At 54.7% G+C, this 17,334-nt stretch carries 14 protein-coding genes and 1 pseudogene; 8 read left to right on the top strand and 7 right to left on the bottom strand.

Annotated elements, in window-relative coordinates; all coding sequences use genetic code 11:
* Positions 1-90: 90 nt before the first annotated feature.
* The gene (locus tag JQR86_RS22775; RefSeq protein WP_010798777.1) at positions 91-1,236 is read right to left on the bottom strand and encodes a hypothetical protein; all 1,146 of its coding nucleotides are present in this window, start codon (positions 1,234-1,236) and stop codon (positions 91-93) included.
* A gap of 397 nt (positions 1,237-1,633) precedes the next feature.
* Between JQR86_RS22775 and JQR86_RS22770 the strand changes: the two genes are divergently transcribed.
* Together JQR86_RS22770 and JQR86_RS22765 are read left to right on the top strand one after the other, a co-directional pair.
* Positions 1,634-2,965 (top strand): TrkH family potassium uptake protein, encoded by a 1,332-nt coding sequence (locus JQR86_RS22770; RefSeq protein WP_434155458.1) that lies wholly within the window; start codon positions 1,634-1,636, stop codon positions 2,963-2,965.
* Positions 2,955-3,632: a potassium channel family protein gene (locus JQR86_RS22765; RefSeq protein WP_010798775.1), complete on the top strand. Its 678-nt coding sequence runs from the start codon at positions 2,955-2,957 to the stop codon at positions 3,630-3,632. Before JQR86_RS22770 ends, JQR86_RS22765 begins: the two co-directional genes overlap by 11 nt.
* A 522-nt stretch (positions 3,633-4,154) precedes the next feature.
* Here JQR86_RS22765 and JQR86_RS22760 read toward each other — a convergent pair.
* On the bottom strand, positions 4,155-4,883 hold the full coding sequence (locus JQR86_RS22760) for an SDR family NAD(P)-dependent oxidoreductase (RefSeq protein ID WP_434155165.1): 729 nt from the start codon (positions 4,881-4,883) through the stop codon (positions 4,155-4,157).
* A 174-nt stretch (positions 4,884-5,057) separates the two neighbouring features.
* Here JQR86_RS22760 and JQR86_RS22755 point away from each other — a divergent pair, with 174 nt between their 5' ends.
* The gene (locus JQR86_RS22755) at positions 5,058-5,522 is read left to right on the top strand and encodes a heme-binding protein (protein ID WP_434155163.1); all 465 of its coding nucleotides are present in this window, start codon (positions 5,058-5,060) and stop codon (positions 5,520-5,522) included.
* Positions 5,523-5,534: 12 nt separating this feature from the next.
* Complete coding sequence (uraH, locus tag JQR86_RS22750) at positions 5,535-5,936, top strand: hydroxyisourate hydrolase (protein ID WP_150346290.1); 402 nt, start codon at positions 5,535-5,537, stop codon at positions 5,934-5,936.
* A 405-nt stretch (positions 5,937-6,341) separates the two neighbouring features.
* Here uraH and JQR86_RS22745 read toward each other — a convergent pair whose 3' ends face one another.
* The gene (locus tag JQR86_RS22745) at positions 6,342-7,238 is read right to left on the bottom strand and encodes a LysR substrate-binding domain-containing protein (RefSeq protein WP_010798770.1); all 897 of its coding nucleotides are present in this window, start codon (positions 7,236-7,238) and stop codon (positions 6,342-6,344) included.
* A 105-nt stretch (positions 7,239-7,343) separates the two neighbouring features.
* Between JQR86_RS22745 and JQR86_RS22740 the strand changes: the two genes are divergently transcribed.
* The 3 genes from JQR86_RS22740 (at position 7,344) to JQR86_RS22730 (ending at position 10,701) form a co-directional block, all read left to right on the top strand.
* Positions 7,344-8,687 (top strand): MFS transporter, encoded by a 1,344-nt coding sequence (locus tag JQR86_RS22740; protein WP_010798769.1) that lies wholly within the window; start codon positions 7,344-7,346, stop codon positions 8,685-8,687.
* A 61-nt stretch (positions 8,688-8,748) separates the two neighbouring features.
* On the top strand, positions 8,749-10,026 hold the full coding sequence (locus JQR86_RS22735; RefSeq protein WP_434155161.1) for a glucarate dehydratase family protein: 1,278 nt from the start codon (positions 8,749-8,751) through the stop codon (positions 10,024-10,026).
* A 180-nt stretch (positions 10,027-10,206) separates the two neighbouring features.
* Positions 10,207-10,701, top strand: a complete 495-nt coding sequence (locus JQR86_RS22730) for a DUF4126 domain-containing protein (protein ID WP_434155160.1) — start codon at positions 10,207-10,209, stop codon at positions 10,699-10,701.
* Positions 10,702-10,815: 114 nt separating this feature from the next.
* On the opposite strand, the gene JQR86_RS22725 is transcribed toward JQR86_RS22730, so the two are convergent.
* Both JQR86_RS22725 and JQR86_RS22720 read right to left on the bottom strand, forming a co-directional pair.
* A complete protein-coding gene (locus tag JQR86_RS22725; protein ID WP_434155158.1) occupies positions 10,816-12,525 on the bottom strand; it encodes an amidase in 1,710 nt (569 codons plus the stop codon).
* Between the two features lie 363 nt (positions 12,526-12,888).
* Positions 12,889-13,740, bottom strand: coding sequence for a LysR substrate-binding domain-containing protein (locus JQR86_RS22720; RefSeq protein WP_150346293.1), 852 nt, complete (start codon positions 13,738-13,740; stop codon positions 12,889-12,891).
* A gap of 155 nt (positions 13,741-13,895) precedes the next feature.
* Between JQR86_RS22720 and JQR86_RS22715 the strand changes: the two genes are divergently transcribed.
* On the top strand, positions 13,896-14,747 hold the full coding sequence (locus JQR86_RS22715; protein ID WP_434155456.1) for a DMT family transporter: 852 nt from the start codon (positions 13,896-13,898) through the stop codon (positions 14,745-14,747).
* Positions 14,748-14,754: 7 nt separating this feature from the next.
* Here JQR86_RS22715 and JQR86_RS22710 read toward each other — a convergent pair.
* Together JQR86_RS22710 and JQR86_RS22705 are read right to left on the bottom strand one after the other, a co-directional pair.
* Positions 14,755-16,603, bottom strand: a pseudogene (locus JQR86_RS22710) (PAS domain S-box protein).
* 93 nt (positions 16,604-16,696) lie between these two features.
* On the bottom strand, positions 16,697-17,212 hold the full coding sequence (locus JQR86_RS22705; protein WP_434155156.1) for a hypothetical protein: 516 nt from the start codon (positions 17,210-17,212) through the stop codon (positions 16,697-16,699).
* Between the last annotated feature and the right edge of the window lie 122 nt (positions 17,213-17,334).

Here is a 17,334-nt window from a genome sequence, read left to right as displayed (position 1 = left end):
CCGGTAGACCCTGTGGGAACCTGTATTTAAGGATAAGAGCCCGGTTCAGAGGCCTTTCGCAAGGCGCCTGAACCTGGCCAGCGTCAGCGGTTAACGCTGTGTCAGTGTCGCAGTGTTACCCGTACCGCTCTGGCTAATGGTCGCTATATCGCCCTGAGAAGATTGGGTTACGTTCATGCTGTTGGCTGAGCCATTCTGAGAGAGAATGGCCGAATAGCCTACGCCGGTTTGCGTAGCCGTAATCGTGTTGGCATCACCCGACTGTGATACATACAGTTCGTTGTCATCGCCGTTCTGGTTGAAGTACAGCTCGTTACCCGTTCCGTCCTGAACCGATGACAGGAAGTTGCGGTTACCTGTCTGGGCCACGTCGTAGGACGTCTCTCCTGCCACGCCTACAACGTTGCTGTTACCTGTTTGCGATACATTGACTTCGTTGTAGGTCCCGCCCTGCGTGATATCGACTTTATTGAGGTCGCCGGACTGATCGACACGTGCAGTAGCATTATTTGCAGAGGGTTCCCCAAAGATGCTGTTCTGCGTCAGCCTGATGCTATTTCCATTTCCTTCCTGGGTAGCAAGCGCGACGCTGTTATCGATCAGCTGAGAAACCCGCGCATCGTTGTTATCACCGTACTGATAAACCGAGGCGATTGGGTACTCGCTGAAGGACTGGAAGATGTCACTTCTGTTACCGCTGCCTTCCTGAACTGTCGTTTGAGTTCCGTAGTTGGAGCTGTAGTGTTCACTGTTAGCATCGTTATTGTCGCCATTCTGGCGTATGGAGGCATTGCTGTAAGACGATAGGGTCTGGTTGATGCCAGCGTTGTTTGCCGTGCCGTTTTGCTCAATGATTGCGGTATCTTGATCGGCCTTGCCACGAAACCCCATACCGCGATGTTCGTAGTCACTTTGAGTGATATAAGCCGTATTCTCATTGCCCGACTGGTAAATCTGCCCAACGTTGAGGCTTCCGCCTTCCTGGATAAATTGCGTCCTGTTGCCAACGCCCTCTTGGTAAACCGTGCCGCTGTTTTCAGTACCGGACTGCTCAATGAATCCGTAACCGTTTTGCCCTGTCTGCGTTTGCGTAAAGTTATTGGACGTACCGCTCTGTTCGATCGTGGAGGTGTTGTTTTCGCCGTCCTGATTAAGATCTACCGTGTTGTTTTCTGCATGAGCGTGCAGGGTGAGGGTAGCCAGTACGGCAAGGGCGAGGGGTTTGAGCGCAGGCATTGAAAAATCTCCCTATATCAAAGTCATGAGACCGCTGAAATCGTTATCAACTGATGACGGCTCACCCACAACTGCATAGGCGTCTGGCCTGCGGGTATCTATCAGCAAATGGCTGGGAGCCATGTAAAAGCGCATCAGAACGGGCAGGCAAGAATTCTGGTCTTCCCTAACCAACACTCAAATGAGTCAACATGGCACCCAACCGGTGCGTAAAGCAGCTTGAGTATAGGAACGGCTTTGGAAGGATGCCAACAATAGTCAGGCTATTTATTAGGTTGCCAATCATAAGAGTTTTTGAGGACGCCGTTTTCTCACTGTGGTCTCATAGACGCGCATATCGTTGCGTCTTGCCATAATGTAAATGCATACAAAACAATGACTCGAGAACAGGCCCTTGCTGCGAAATACCATAAAACATCCCGCCCGGCTGGTGCCGTTGGCCTTCCTGATTACCATACTGATAGGCACGTCATTACTCATGTTGCCAGTGGCGCGAGCCGGTGAAGCGAGCGCTCCCTTTCTGACGGCCTTGTTTACTGCGGTTTCGGCAACCTGTGTGACCGGTCTTGTCACCGTAGACACTGCTACATATTGGAGCGGCTTCGGTCAGGTCATCATTCTTGTTCTGTTCCAGATTGGCGGAATCGGCATCATGAGTGGTGCAACCTTGTTGGGTCTTCTGGTTAATCGACGCTTGCAACTGAGCAGCCGATTATTGGCCCAGAGTGAAACCCGCCTGCTTGGGTTGGGTGATGTCGTTGAGGTGCTGCGATTGGTGTTGGCCGTTACGCTCACAGTCGAGTTGACGATAGCTGCACTGCTCGCTTTCCATCTGCATTTTGCTTATCAGGAGGCGTGGGGAAGTGCCGCATGGAATGGTATTTTCCACGCGATTTCGGCGTTCAACAACGCCGGGTTTTCTACTTACTCAGATAATCTGATGGGGTTCGTCGCAGACCCTATCGTGATTCTTCCCATCACTGCTGCATTGATCATAGGCGGCATCGGCTCTCCCGTACTGTATGAGCTCAGGCACATACGCCGGAAAAACCGGCCATGGTCTGTTCATACGCGCATTACCTTGCTGGGCTCGGCGCTCCTGTTGATCATCGGTACAGTAGCCATGCTGGGATATGAATGGAATAACGCCGGCACACTTGGTCCACTCGACACAGGGGCCAAGCTGTTGGCCGCCTTTTTCCATTCTGCTGCCGCGCGTACAGCTGGGTTTAATAGTTTAGACGTCGGGCAATTCACCACAGAGACCTTGGCTATCCATTACATCCTGATGTTTATCGGGGGCGGTAGCGCGGGTACCGCTGGAGGTATAAAGGTTACTACCTTCTTTTTACTGTTCTTTGTGGTTTGGGCAGAGATCCGGGGTAACACGGATACCGCAGTCTTTAACCGACGGATCGCTTCGGAAACGCAACGCCAAGCACTGGTTGTTGTTCTTTTGGGAACTGCTATGGTCGCGAGTGCAACACTCATTCTGATCAGTGTGACCTCGCTTCCTCTTGAAAAAATCGCGTTCGAAACAATTTCTGCCTTTGCCACTGTAGGTCTTTCCACGGGAATCACGGCTGATCTTCCTCCAATAGGGCAGGTCGTTATCATCGTCCTGATGTTCGTAGGCCGCGTCGGGACGATTACCGTGGCAACTGCCCTGGCCTTGCGTAGCCGAAACAAACCTTATCGCTATCCTGAGGAACGCCCCATTGTTGGATAAACTCTTCTCGTCGACCCGCAGTGACAGCGTGGTCGTTATCGGTCTGGGCCGCTTTGGTGCCTCTGTTGCCGAATCGCTAATCGACATGGGGCATGAAGTATTAGGGCTGGACGAGGATGCAAGCCTCGTCCAGAACTGGTCCGACCGGCTGACCCATGTCGCTCAAACCGACAGCACCAATATCGAAGCTTTGCGCCAGTTGGGCGTTGATGAATTCATACATGCTGTTGTTGGCATTGGTAGCGACCTTGAGGCCAGTGTTCTAACCGTCCTGGCGCTTCAGGAGCTGGGTGTGAAAGACATCTGGGCCAAAGCCATGAGTGCAAAGCATGGACAGATTCTTGAGCGAATCGGTGCTCATCATGTTGTCTATCCAGAGGCCGCCATGGGAGAGCGCGTGGCTCATCTGGTGACAGGCAAGATGTTCGAATTTATCGAGTTTGAGGATGGTTTCGCCATTGCCAAAACCGGAGCGCCACAGGAAGCCCATGGAAAAACGCTAGCCGAATCGGCTATTCGTACACGCTACGGCGTGACCGTGATCGGCCTCAAGCGGCCCAAGACAGACTTCGTGTATGCCAAAGCAGACACACAGATACATGAAGGTGATTTCTTGATCGTAGCGGGCACGACCAAACTGGTGGAAAAGTTTTCAGCTCAGGTTTAGCGGCCGTATCAATACAAGCCTCTTGATAGTCCTTATTGGTGACATCCGCTCAGCTTTACGGGGCGGATGTCATTTTCAGCGTTTTATGAATCAGCTTTCCAGCTGATTGGCAAATTGCTCTACCGCACTTACCACCTTCTTCTTACGCTGGTATATATATAGGCACGCCTTTAAAGCGCCAATATAAAACAGGAAAGATAGACATGAGGAAGTCTTTAAATGTTATTAAAGATTAATCTTCGTTTATCTTTAATAAACGTCTTCTAGCAAAATTAGAGTCATCGCCTGTTATTGAAGTCACAGCGAGGTATAGGCTGTTATACGTAGCGGATATCCTGTCAAGAAACCGGCTTGACCCTATTAGACTTTAAGGGCTATCCGTGCAGTTATAAAGCAATCATCGATTGGGCCGCGCCTTGGCAATCCACTGTATTTAAAGACGCATACGATGAACTTGCCGTATACCCGTTATCACGGACAGCTCGCTTGAGAAGTGCCCGTCCCGAGTGCCTGAAGCTACCATCAACCGGGCGAAGGCAGCAGGCGCAGCAGACGACCAATCAAGCCCCAGCGCCTGGTGACATAGACGTGCTTGGTACGCGTCCTGATGGCGCCATATATACAATCGGCGGATTTTTCAGGCGTGGCCACCCAGAAGGGTTTATCAGCTTTCAACATGTCGGTGTCGACAAAGCCGGGACACGCCTCGGTTACTGTCACAGGCAGTTTATGGTGACGTGCCAGGTCGCGCAGGCCATCCAGGTATGTCGAGACGAAGGCCTTCGAGGCGCAATAGGCGGTAGCGCCCCCATTGGCACGGAGCTTGGCAATGGATGAAATTCCTACCAGGTGACCCTGTCCCTGCGCTATGAAATGCTTCATGGCTATTTGGGCCATGGCCGCAAAGCCCAGTGCATTGACAGCGATAGTTTCTTCATCGAGCTGCCAAGTCAGGTCCGGATTGACATGGCCTGTCCCCGCACTGATGACTATTAGCTCAACGTGACCTACCTGCTGGATAAAGCCTTTCAGAGCTATCCGGGCTTCGTCTATTTCCATCAGGTCCAGTGGGCAAATGATGGCGTGATCACCTAGTTCCTGGGCGAGTGCTTGAAGGCGTTCAGCTCTTCGCGCAGCCAAACCGACCCGCCAGCCTTCTGTTACCAAACGGCGCGCCAGTGCCTCACCCATTCCGGAGGAGGCACCGATAACGATGGCGCCAGGGCGATACGCAGGTGGTTTCACTTCCATTGAAGATGGTCCTTGAGCAGTACGTTGGGAAAGCCTAGCACTACACCCGGTGTCTAGTTAAATGGGTATGTCATACATGCATCACGCGGTTTCTGACAAAAATGTCATTGCAATGACCCGTTTCTGACCGTGCGGCCTGGTTAGGGTATATCGATCCAACCAAGGAGCCCTGTCATGGACAGAATCGTTACATTCACACTGCTCATGCTGGCAGTAATGCAAGCAGAAGCCGCCTTACCGAAACAGGCGGAGCTGGATTTAGCCACAGCCCGTCGCCTGCTGGACGCTGCGCCCTGTCATGCTGCAATGGCAGCGCTTGATCGCGGTGGGAACCCCATTCTTATTCAGCGCGATACCCAGGTGGGCCCTCATAACGCAGATGCTGCCGGCCGCAAGGCCTATACCGCATTGTCTACCAAGACAGCGACACGCCTGCTGGCTGAAAAGGCCCGTCAGAATCCGGAGGCTGCCAACCTCAATACCTTGCCTGAACTATTGCTGCTTGGAGGCGGTGTGCCCCTCTATGAAGGCGACGCGCTGGTAGGCGCTTTTGGCGTAGCAGGTGCTGGTGGCGCTGCCCAGGATGAGCAATGTGCGACCGAGGCTGCCTTGGCAATAGGTTTGAAAACTAACCCTTAAAGGAGAACCACCATGAAGACTTTGATACTGGCACTGGGTATGACAGCAATGTCCGGCATGGCTGTCGCTGCCAATAATCCGCTTAGCGTACATGTGCTCAATCTTGAAACCGGCGTACCCTCATCCGGTGTAAATGTAACGCTTGAGCGTCACATCGGAGAGGCTTGGCAGCCGCTGGCCCAAGGCACTACCAACGAGCAAGGTCGCATCGCTGAGCTGTATCCCAGTGATAAGCCCTTACAGAAAGGTGAGTATCGAGTGGTTTTCAAAACTGGCGAGTATTACAAGAAAACCGGCCACGAAACCTTTTTTCCTGAAATTCCTGTGATCTTTGAAGTCAAACAAACGGACCAGCACTATCACATCCCACTGTTGCTCAGCCCTTATGGTTTCAGCACCTATCGGGGTTCATAGGGCGTCAGTCAACGAGTATTGAGAAGATGTTGCCATTGTGTCGGTATCCACTGAATGATGCCGACCCTTCACGCTAGTGCTGGCGGAGAAGACGATGCCGTTTTGCTAAACAATGGTACGCCTGCTTCTCCAGGCAACCGGGTTGATCGCGTTTGGATTTACGCTGGGGTCCAGCGTGGCCCTCGTCGTAACGAAGCGGAGAGGGAAGGCTGAGAAATTTGATCAGGGTGTCCCAAGGTGTACGTCCAAATCGAAAGCGATTACCGGGGCTTTTTCCTGGCCTGTGATCACTCGGTCCGCTGGACAGCTCTTTTCCTGCCTCGGCAAAGCGTTGGACTACTGCATCTTCATCAATTTGGAAGAGTGAGCCAGTAAGGGTTCCTGAAAAATACTGACCTCCTTCCGCTAACGCTCGGCCTTGATCGCAGAGCGGATGGCTTCCAGCAGCATCTTGCAGGCGGGATTGTCATTATCTGTACGCCATACCAGATGCAATTCGCTTTGTATGCCGTCGCCCAGATCGATTTCCCTAAAGACCACCTCCTTGAAGACGACATTGGTGGCGCAGCGAGGTACAAACGCCAATCCCATCCCCGCGTTGACCAACGCCAGAATGGTGAGCGATGAGCTTAGCCATTGAATGTATTCCGGCTCGACGCTGGCGGAGCGGAACATACCGGTTAGCAGCTCGTTGAAGGGGGGATAAGCTGAGTGCGAATACATGAGAAAGGGCATCCCATGAAGGTCCTGCACGGTTATCACAGGTGCATGAGCTAAGGGATGGCTGGCGGGTACAGCAAGCACGAACGGCTCACGAACCAGGCATTCGGTTTCATAGCCCGGCTGCAGGAGTGGTGCACGGACGATACCCAGGTCGATACGGCGTGCCCGTAGCGCTTCGTGTTGCTGAAACGTATTCATCTCCGTCAGGGCAACCTTGACGTTGGGCTGACTAAGACGGGCTTCGGCAATGACCTTGGGAAGAAACTCATAAACGGCGCTGCCAACGAAGCTGATGGTAACCGAGCCAATGTCGCCTTCGGCAAAACGTCGCGCGGCAATTGCAGCCTGTTGTGCTCGCTCCAGAAGTGCCTGGGCTTCGATGAAAAAGGCTCTTCCTGCCGCAGTTAGGGCTACGCTGCGCGTATTTCGAGAAAAGAGTTCTACGCCCAGGCTATGCTCAAGTAACTGAATCTGCCGACTTAACGGCGGCTGCGTCATGTTCAGCCGCTCTGCCGCACGGCGAAAGTTGAGTTCTGTGGCCACCGTGGTGAAGCAGCGGAGCTGAGCGAGTTCAAACATTGATCTAATACCGGTATCAATCAAGACCTAATATAGATTAGACAGTAACAATATCGGCCTCCATTATCGACGCTCTCCTACAAAAACAATGAGCGGGAGTCGCCCATGAGTAATGTCCAGTCTTCCGTGGACTCCACGGTGCTAACCCGTGCGGTCTCCAAGGTGAAGCGGCATGTCTTGCCGTTATTTGTCGTCATGTTCATCGTCAACTACATCGACCGGGTCAATATCGGCTTTGTACGTAGCCATCTCGAGACTGATCTCGGGATTGGTGCCGCTGCCTATGGATTGGGCGCCGGCCTGTTCTTCATTGGCTATGCGCTATTCGAGGTCCCGTCCAACATGCTCTTGCAGCGGTTCGGTGCCAAGGCCTGGCTGACGCGCATCATGTTCACCTGGGGTATTGTCGCAACGGCCATGGCGTTCGTACCCAATGAAACCTGGTTCTATATCCTGCGATTCCTGCTTGGCGTTGCCGAGGCGGGGTTCTTCCCAGGGGTGGTTTACTACTTCACCAAATGGCTGCCTGCTGATGAGCGTGGCAAGGCCATGGCAATTTTTCTGAGTGGTTCAGCCATTGCCTCTATCCTCTCCGGTCCGTTGTCTGGCGCCCTGCTGGGAATAACCGGGCTGGGGATGTCCGGCTGGCAATGGATGTTCCTGATTGAAGGCTTGTTCTCGGTCGTACTGTGCGGTTTTGTCTGGTTCTGGCTGGATTCCCTGCCCAAGGATGCCAAATGGCTGAGCACGGAAGAGCGCAATGCACTGACTGACTGTATCGATGAGGAGCAACGCCAGCGCGAATTGGCAGTAGGCGAGAGCAAGGCTCATCCTTCAGCGTTCAAGTTGTTGCGTGATCCGCAAATCGCGCTGTTCTGCTTTCTGTATTTTTCGATCTCGCTGACGATCTACGGCTGCACTTTCTGGCTGCCAAGCATCATTCGCTCCATGGGCGGGCTGGGCGACTTCGAGATTGGTCTTTTCAATTCCATTCCTTGGATCATTTCCGTCGTGGCCATGTACCTGTTTGCCAGTCTGGCGTCCCGCTTCAAATGGCAGCAGGCCTGGGCATCATCGGCCTTCATCATTGCAGCCATTGGGCTGTTCGCCTCGACGATGGGGGGGACGGTGTTTGCGTTTCTGGCTATCTGCTTCGCCGCTATCGGATTCAAGGCAGCGTCATCACTGTTCTGGCCGATCCCCCAGTCTTATCTGGATGCACGTATCTCGGCGGCAGTCATCGCACTGATCAATTCGGTAGGTAGCCTGGGCGGTTTCGTTGCGCCTGCCACGTTTGGCTTTCTGGAGGAACGGACCGGCTCGATCGAAGGTGGCCTCATTGGCCTTGCCACGGTCTCCTTGATTGCCGGCATTCTGGTCTTCATGACCAAGACGAGACGAGGGCCTAGCGACGGTATCAAAGCCAAGGTGGCTGCTGTGCCTGCTTGAGTAAAGGACGGGCCTGCCGGGCAGCCCCGGAGGCCCTCTCTAGTTTTTCAGGAGTTCTATCATGAAGATCAAACACATCCGTGTAACCCCGATTGCCTTCAAGGATGCGCCGCTGCTTAACGCCAGTGGTATCCATGAGCCTTATGCGCTGCGCTCGATCATTGAGGTCGAGAGTGATAACGGTTTTATAGGCTTGGGCGAAAGCTACGGTGATGCACCGGTGCTTAGCGTGCTGCAGACCATGCAGGAAAGCCTGCTCGGCCTTGATCCTTTCGATCTCAATGGGTTGCGCGCTCAGGTCATCCAGACAGTGGCCCGTCTTCAACCGGGTGCCAATCCCGGAGCAGAGTTGGCGCCGGGTTCACACCCCAGTAAACAAGTGGCAAATGCGTATTCGGCGTTCGAGGTTGCCTTTCTGGACCTACAAGCCCGTTCGATAGGGGTGCCGCTGGTGGATCTTCTTGGCGGCGCCGTACGCCGGGAGGTCCCCTTCAGCGCCTACCTGTTTCTGAAATATGCCGAGCATATTCAGTCACCCTATAAGCCAGACCGGTGGGGCGAGGCGATCAGTCCGGAGCAGGTAGTCGCCCAGGCGCGTACCATGATCGAGGAGAACGGATTCCAAAGCATCAAGCTTAAGGCGGGAACCCTGCTGGGCCCCGAGCATGAGGTTGCCTGTATGAAAGCGCTCAAGCAGGCTTTTCCTGGCATACCTCTGCGCATCGATCCAAACGGCAATTGGTCACTCGAGACTTCGATTCGCATGGCGGAGCTGTTAGGCGATGATCTCCAATACTATGAAGATCCGTGTCCAGGCCTTGAAGGGATGGCTGAGCTGCATCGGCGCACAGGCCTTCCACTGGCAACCAACATGGTCGTGACGGATTTTGATGAGTTCCGCCGCAGCATCGCGCTGAACAGCGTACAGATTGTGCTGGCGGACCATCACTATTGGGGTGGCCTGCGTGATACCCAGATCCTTTCCCGTATGTGTGAAACCTTTGGGTTGGGCGTTTCGATGCATTCCAATTCGCACTTGGGCATCAGTCTTATGGCAATGACGCATGTAGCGGCTGCTGTACCCAATCTCTCCTATGCTTGCGACACACATTATCCCTGGCAGGAGGCCGATGAAGAAGTTATCAAAGGTGGCAAGCTACCGATTCGCAATGGGTGCGTTGCGATTACGGACGCACCCGGACTGGGCGTTGAGCTGGATTATGACCAGCTGGCCAAACTCAACGACCAATATCTTACCTGCGGTATTCGCCAACGTGATGACGTCCGGCAAATGCAGAAATATGACCCCGACTGGAAAGCATTAAAGCCTCGGTTCTAAAGCAAAAAGTAGTCATAGGCATCCAGAAAACGGCTTGTCATATGTTGCCTTTATTGGTATCAAAATGGTAGCTCATGACAAGCCGCTCTATCAGGAAGCGATACAGCTTTAATCTTGCTAGCAGCCTGAACTGCCTCCAGCTACGGCCGGTCGACATGCTTAACGACTGGAGGTATGAGCATGACAAGATCGAACCGTCTTTTATGGGGCGCTTTAGCGCTAGGCGTCGTAACAGGTATGCGTAGCATGTTGGCTCCTGCAATGGTCAGTGAGGCGCTTGCCAAGCGTTCGGCTGCTACCAACGCAGACTCCTTGACCCGTACGCTGGTTAAGCCCAGAGCACGCCAGCTCCTGATACCGCTTGCCGCAAGTGAGTTGTTGGGCGACAAACTTCCATTTGCCCCCGATCGGACAATCGCACCGTCAATGATGGTACGGGCGCTGTCAGGAGGTGTGACCGCTGCAGCCTTGGCTGGGGCGCAGCGGCAGCCTGCTTTGGTCCCCGCTTTGATCGGCGCAACCGCTGCCTGCATCTCGGCAAAAATCGCCATTCGCCTGCGCAAGCGTTACGGCAGCTCCGGTGCAGTCATCAACGCAGCCTTAGGGCTCGCCGAAGACAGCTTGGCACTTGCTATTGGTAACGCCGGGTTGAAGCGCGTCTTAGGTAAGGGCTGAGGTTTGCTTTTTAGCAACACAGGGACAAACCTGCAGAAGGCGCAGGCGAGTCCCTGAATGTATCGGCAACTGAGCGGGACTGGTTACAGCTCCTCAGTCTCGCCCAGCTCCTGGTCAGCTCGTTTGCAACGGTGGAGTACGCGGGGGAATCATGCGGCGCGATCCGGTTGATTCGAAAGCCGCTGCAAAACGCAGCAGGGAGGAATCATCGTAGGCACGTCCGGCAAAGGTCAGGCCTACCGGCATACCGATATCGGCCATGATGCCCATGGGCACCGTTACGGTAGGTATGCCCAAGTGACGAATCGCAAGGTTGCCATTGGCGACCCAGACGCCATTGCTCCAGGCGATATCGGCCGACTCGGGATTCACGTCAGCATCGGCGGGCCCTACGTCTGCAACGGTCGGGAAGATGACAGCATCCAACCCCAACTGGGTCATCCAGTCTTCCAGATCGATCCGGCGCGTCTTTTCTAGCCCTTTCAGTCCTTCAGGTAACGTGGCGATCTTATCCCATGGCGTGATGCCGCGCTCGGCCATGTTCACATACTCGTCCATACCGGCCGCAAGGTCACCTTCCCGGTTGGGTAGGGTGCCCGGGTCATGGGGAAAGATTTGTGGGCCATCGACGTCCACCAGACGGTTCAGTTTGGGATCCCCGTTGGCCTGAAGAAAATCGTCGAACGCCCAGGCCGTCAGCTCCCACAGTTCGTCATGAAGAAACTCTTTCGAGACGAGTCCACGGTTGTATACCGTTGGCGCGCCGGGACGGTCGCCTTCGCAATTGGAAACCATCGGGAAGTCAACCTCGACCACTTCGGCACCCGCGGCCTCAAGGGCTTGTCGAGCATGCTCCCATAGTGCGATGACTGAAGGTCGGGTATGGATTCGTTGCCCAGTCGGACCGCCGATACCCGGGTTTTCACTGGTCCCTGCCTCGGGGTCTGCATTTATGTACATGCGTGGAACACCAAACCGCTTGCCAGCAAGGGCATCAGGTTTTGCGGCAAGCTCCCTATACGTGGCGGGCCGCACCGAAGAGGCGCTCGGGATTGGTACCCAGGGCTGCATCCGCCATAGATCGCCGCGTGTTTCCGGGTCATCCGCCACGATCACATCCAGCACTTCCAGCAGGTCTTCCATGGTTCTGGCAAAAGGCACAACCACATCCATCGTCGGGGTCAGCGGCCAGTTCCCGCGTACCGAGATTACCCCCCGTGAAGGGGTATAGGCGCACAAACCATTATTCGAAGCAGGGCCTCGTCCGCTCGACCATGTCTCTTCTGCAAGGCCGAACGCGGCAAAGCTCGCTGCGGTAGCTGTACCTGCACCGTTGGAGGAACCAGAGGCGAAAGGCGCGGTCAGGTAATCACCGTTGTATGGACTTTCCGCGCGACCATAAACGCCGCGCTGCATACCACCATTCGCCATAGGGGGCATATTGGTTTTGCCCAGGCAGATCGCACCTGCCGCCCGCAGACGCTCGATCGTGAACGCATCGCGGTACGCCACCAGATCCTTGAAGGCAGGGCTGCCCGAGGCGGCAGTCAGCCCTTTCACCAGATAACTGTCTTTTGCCGTATAGGGGATCCCATCCAATGGACCAAGTGTTTCGCCTCGGGCGCGACGGGCATCGGATGCTTCCGCTTCCTTGAGGGCATCAGGGTTACTGACCACGACAGCATTCAGGGCCGTGGGCGTATCAAGACCATCATAGGCTTCGATCCGGGCAAGGTAGGCATGAACCAACTCAACCGCTGTGGTACGGCCTGACTCAAGCGCCTCACGTAGCGCGGCAATGGAAACCTCGGTTACTTCAATCATGCTGCCACCACTGGATGCGTAAAGGTGATGTGAGAGTGGTAATCCAGAGGCTTGGTGTTTTTCCTCTGGGTATGAGGCTCAAGAACATCATGTAGGTTGGAGTCAATTCTCATAAGGATCCTGGTCAAATAACAGATACGACAGAAGCTGGAACCGGAAGCTTCTGCTCGCACACGTGTTTGGTCGCTCTGCGCACACCGAGTGGCTGATAGGTGACAAGTGTATCAAGTCAACCGACGAGGAGCCTCCTGGTCGATAGGCGCCAGTGCAATGATCTGAAACAAGCACACCGCGTCGCCCGTTGCAAAGGTAAAAGCCTAATCTCACGCAGGACAGTTTGCAGCGACCCTGTAGCTCTGCCAGCTATAGGCGGAAGTATCGCTGGATGGCATCTATCAGCAGCTCTACGGCTTCATTGCTTTCCCTGGCCGGTGGGCGGACCAGTACCACTTCGTGGTCAGGCATGATGGGTAAGTCCTCGCGTATAACCATTCTTTCGGTTACCCGTGCACGATCCATGAGCGTAACGGCAAGCCCGGCCTCGACACAGGCCCTTATCGCCTGGCTGGAGGCACTGTCCAACACTACCCGCCATGGCCTTCCTGCCGTTGTGAGGGTGCTTATCATGGCTTCGCGGTAAGGGCAATCCGCTGCGTAAAGCGCCAGTGGTACAGGATCGTTCAACGTGGCGGGTAGCACTGCGCTTCCTACCCAGACCGGAGTCGTGGAGGTGAGTACCAGTGCGTCGGAGCCAGCCGCGCGAGGTTGGGTCAGCAATGCCAGATCAAGCTTTCCCTGTTGGAGATGATCGCGTAGCGTAAAACTCGGTGCGGTGGTTACCTCCAGCACTACATTTGGCCAGGAGGCTGTGAAAATGGGCAGGATGTCACCAATGACATGGGCGGCATATTCATCAGGCATACCCAGCTGAACACATCCAATCACGTGCGGGCCATGTAACTCGCCCATAACCCTGTCATGGGTTCGGAGCAGCTCGGCGGCAGACATAAGCAGTCGTTGTCCAAGCGCAGTCAGGGATACCGACTGGTTATCACGCTCAAGCAGGCGCCCTCCAGCAATGGTCTCCAGCCGCTGAATATGTACGCTGATAGCCGCAGGGCTTTTATGAAGATGCTCGGCCGCCAGCCTGAATTTTCCCATCCGAGCTACGGTATCAAAGGTTCGAAGCAGCTCGATATCAAGGGTTGCATTCATTATTTAATATTTGTAAACCATTAAGTGATAAAGTTTTGATTTATTAGATTAGCTGGTTTTCGTAAGGTCGGGTGATGAATCAGACCACTCGAACGACCCGACCCCTAATCAGCGCTCTCTCAGGCGTTCTATCTCTTAGCAGAGCGCCTTTACTCCTGCTTGAAGCAATGATGGTCATTACGTGGAGTTCGGGCTTTGTGGGTGCCCGTTTTTCAATCGATTACGCACCGGCGCTGCTGGTCGTGTTCTGGCGGTGTGTCGTAGTCACGCTTTTCCTGTTGCCGTTCGTGATCAAAACGCTTCGATGTGTTCACCCCGCCGTGCTCCTGCAGCATGCGGGTATCGGCCTGCTGGCTATGGCAGGTTATCTAATCGGTGTTGTCCAGGGCATTGCGCTGGGTGTTCCGACAGGTCTGGCTGCATTGTTTGCCGATCTACTGCCTATCGGTACGGCACTGCTTAGCGTTACCGTTCTGGGTCAACGGCTTTCGGGCAAGGTATGGCTGGGGCTGGCCATTGGTCTTGGCGGAGTGCTACTGGTTACCTATGACGCCCTGGCGTGGGGGGATGCGCCTTTATGGGCGTATGGGCTGCCCATATTAGGCATGCTGTCCCTCGCGGTGGCTACGTTATGGCAGAAGCATTGCAAGCTTTCTCATCCACTTGGATTGCTGACAACGATGTGGCTGCAGTGTGCGGTATCTACAGTGGTATTCGCTGTGCTTGCAGGCTGGCAGGGTAGCCTCTGGCCCATTCCAACGGCAGGTTTTGCATTGAGTGTCTTTTGGACCGCGGCAATTTCCACCCTTGGCGGCTATGGTCTGTATTGGGTGTGCCTGCGGCGCTCATCACCCACACGGGTAGCCAGTGTGCTCTACCTGAGCCCAGCGGTTACGCTGGTATGGGCATGGATGATGTTCGGCGAGCCGCTCTCGTGGCTTATGTTGGTAGGTGCCGCTGTTTCTGCAGGAGGAATCCTGTTGGTCGTCCGAGCGGACAAATCGTAAGGCGGCCTCATGACTCGATCATGATGCGAATGCGTGTCGCCATTATGTCCATGGCGAAAGGCTTGGTCAGCACCGCCATGCCCGGCTCCATTTGCCCTTCGCTCAGCAGGCTTTTTTCGGCGTAGCCGGTAATGAACAGAACCTTGAGGCCAGGGCGCCAAACCCGTGCTGCATCAGCGACCTGTCGGCCGTTCAGGCCACCTGGCAAGCCTACATCGGTAATTAACAAATCGATGCGCCTATCCGAGTGCAATATCTCAAGGCTAGCCGCACCGTCGCCAGCTTCGAGGGCGATGTACCCAAGGTCTTCAAGAATTTCCATGATCAACGTACGAACCGTAGGCTCATCATCCACCACTAGAACGGTCTCGCCCGGCTCTGAGCGGGGAAACTCTGTAGCTTCGGCAAAGCCGGTCAAGGGGGTGATAGCATTGCCATAGTAGCGAGGCAGGTAGACACAGACCGTAGTGCCTTCGCCCAGTCGTGAATTGATTCGGACCTGTCCGCCCGATTGCTGGACAAAGCCATAGACCATAGACAATCCCAGGCCGGTGCCTTTTCCGATTGGCTTTGTTGTAAAGAATGGCTCGAACGCCCGCTCAATGACCGCGGGAGGCATCCCGGTTCCGCTGTCGGTAACACTGAGCGTGAGATAGTCTCCCGGCGGTAGATCGTGCTGTCGCGCCGCGTATTCATCAAGAGAACGGTTGGCCATTTCAACGAGGATACGCCCGCCTTGAGGCATCGCGTCGCGAGCATTGATGCACAGGTTAAGTAGGGAGTTTTCAAGTTGAGGTGCATCGACCAGCGCAGACCACAACTCCTCTGGGGTATTCATTCTTACGGGCGTCGCAGGGCCTACCGTACTTTGAATCAGCTCCTGCATACCCAAAACCAGCTGTCCGATACGGGTCGGCTTGGGATCCAGCGTCTGGCGCCGTGAAAAAAGCCAGGAGACGGTGGGTAAGCGACGCCGCACGCTTGAGACCGTTTTGGGCCATGCCCAGATAGCGCTCTAGATCATTCAGTCTTCCCTGCTGTATACGGATCTGCATCATATCCACTGACCCGGAAATGCCAGCCAGCAGGTTATTGAAGTCATGGGCGACACCGCCTGTCAGCTGGCCGACGGCTTCCATCTTTTGTGCATGACGCAAGGCTTCCTGCATCGAAGCCAGCTCGGCTTCTGCTGCCTTTGCTGCCGTGATATCCCGTCCGGTTGCATAGATCTGCCCGGCAGAGGGCGCCGCAACCCAGGAAAACCAACGGGTGGAGCCGTCCTTATGGCGATAGCGATTCTCCATTTCAGACAGCTCGCCGCGTGCAGCTCGCTCATAGGCTTCCAGCGGCGAAAGAGCGGTATCGGGTATCACGAGTTCACTGATGTTCTGTCCGAGCAGTTCTTCCGGTTCATAACCCAGGATACGTGTCCAGGCGGGGTTGACCTTACGGAAAATGCCCTCGTAATCGATCACCAGCAAAAGGTCGGGCGAAATCTCCCAGAGGTGATTCAGCTCTATGGTTCGCTCGGTTACCTGATGCTCAAGATTCTTTTTCTGTCCTTGCAGGACCTCGTCTGCATGGCGGCGAACGGTAATGTCGCTTACTGCGCCAAACCACTCGGTAATATCACCCGCCGCATCAAGAAACGGTATGGCTCGTGATTGCACCCAGCCTATACCGCCATCAACGCGCTTGACCTGATGCTCCAGGCTAAACAACTTCCTGGAGGTTATCGCTTCGTTGAGGGTTGCCTTCACGCGGGGCTGCTCGTCAACGGGAATATAATCGGTCAACCAGTTCGGATTGGGCGAGGATGTATCCTTCAAAAAGCCACGTCCTTTCAGCTCGTGCATCTCCTGCCAATCCCCACTCATGGAATACAACCCCTTGGACGATGCACTGACAAAGGCACTCAGGCGCGCCTCGCTGGATTTTGCAGCCAGCACTTACCGCTCCAAATCGGCATTGACCTGAAGCAGCTTGCGCTCGGCCACGATACGGCCCGTCGTTTCCGTCACAACCAGAAAAATACCTGCGACATGACCATCGTCATCCCATAACGGGCTATGGCAGTGCGTGAAGAATGCTTCCTGCTGTACCCCGTTGCGATTGGGCGTGTATCGGGCATCCTCTACAAAATAAGCCTTCCCCGAAAGGACATGATCAAAAATCGGAGTCAACTGATCCCACATCTCAAGCCACCATTCCTTGGCGGGTCTTCCAAGATTTCCAGGGTGCTTGTTACCCAGACTTGGAGCGTAGGCATCGTTGTAAAAGGTAATCAGATCCGGACCCCAGTGCACCATCATGGGAAAGTCGGAGCTGAGTACTATTCTGATGGCTGCCTGAAGCGACAGGGGCCAACCTTCGACAGGGCCTAATGGAGTGTTCTGCCAATCAACGGCCCGTAATCGTTCACCTGCCTGACCGCCTCCCACGAGACAAGACTGCTTACCCATCATACGTTAGCGTTTAGCCCTAGAGGGGAAGGAATTGCAGGGGCAAATGCCCGCCGAGTGATCGAAATGGCTGTTTAGACCTGCTATTTAGCCTGTCTTTTATACATCTCAAAATCAAGCGGCGT

Source organism: Pseudomonas sp. JZ134 (assembly GCF_051027695.1).
GTDB lineage: Bacteria > Pseudomonadota > Gammaproteobacteria > Pseudomonadales > Pseudomonadaceae > Chryseomonas > Chryseomonas luteola.
This window is presented reverse-complemented; position numbering and strand designations above follow the sequence as displayed.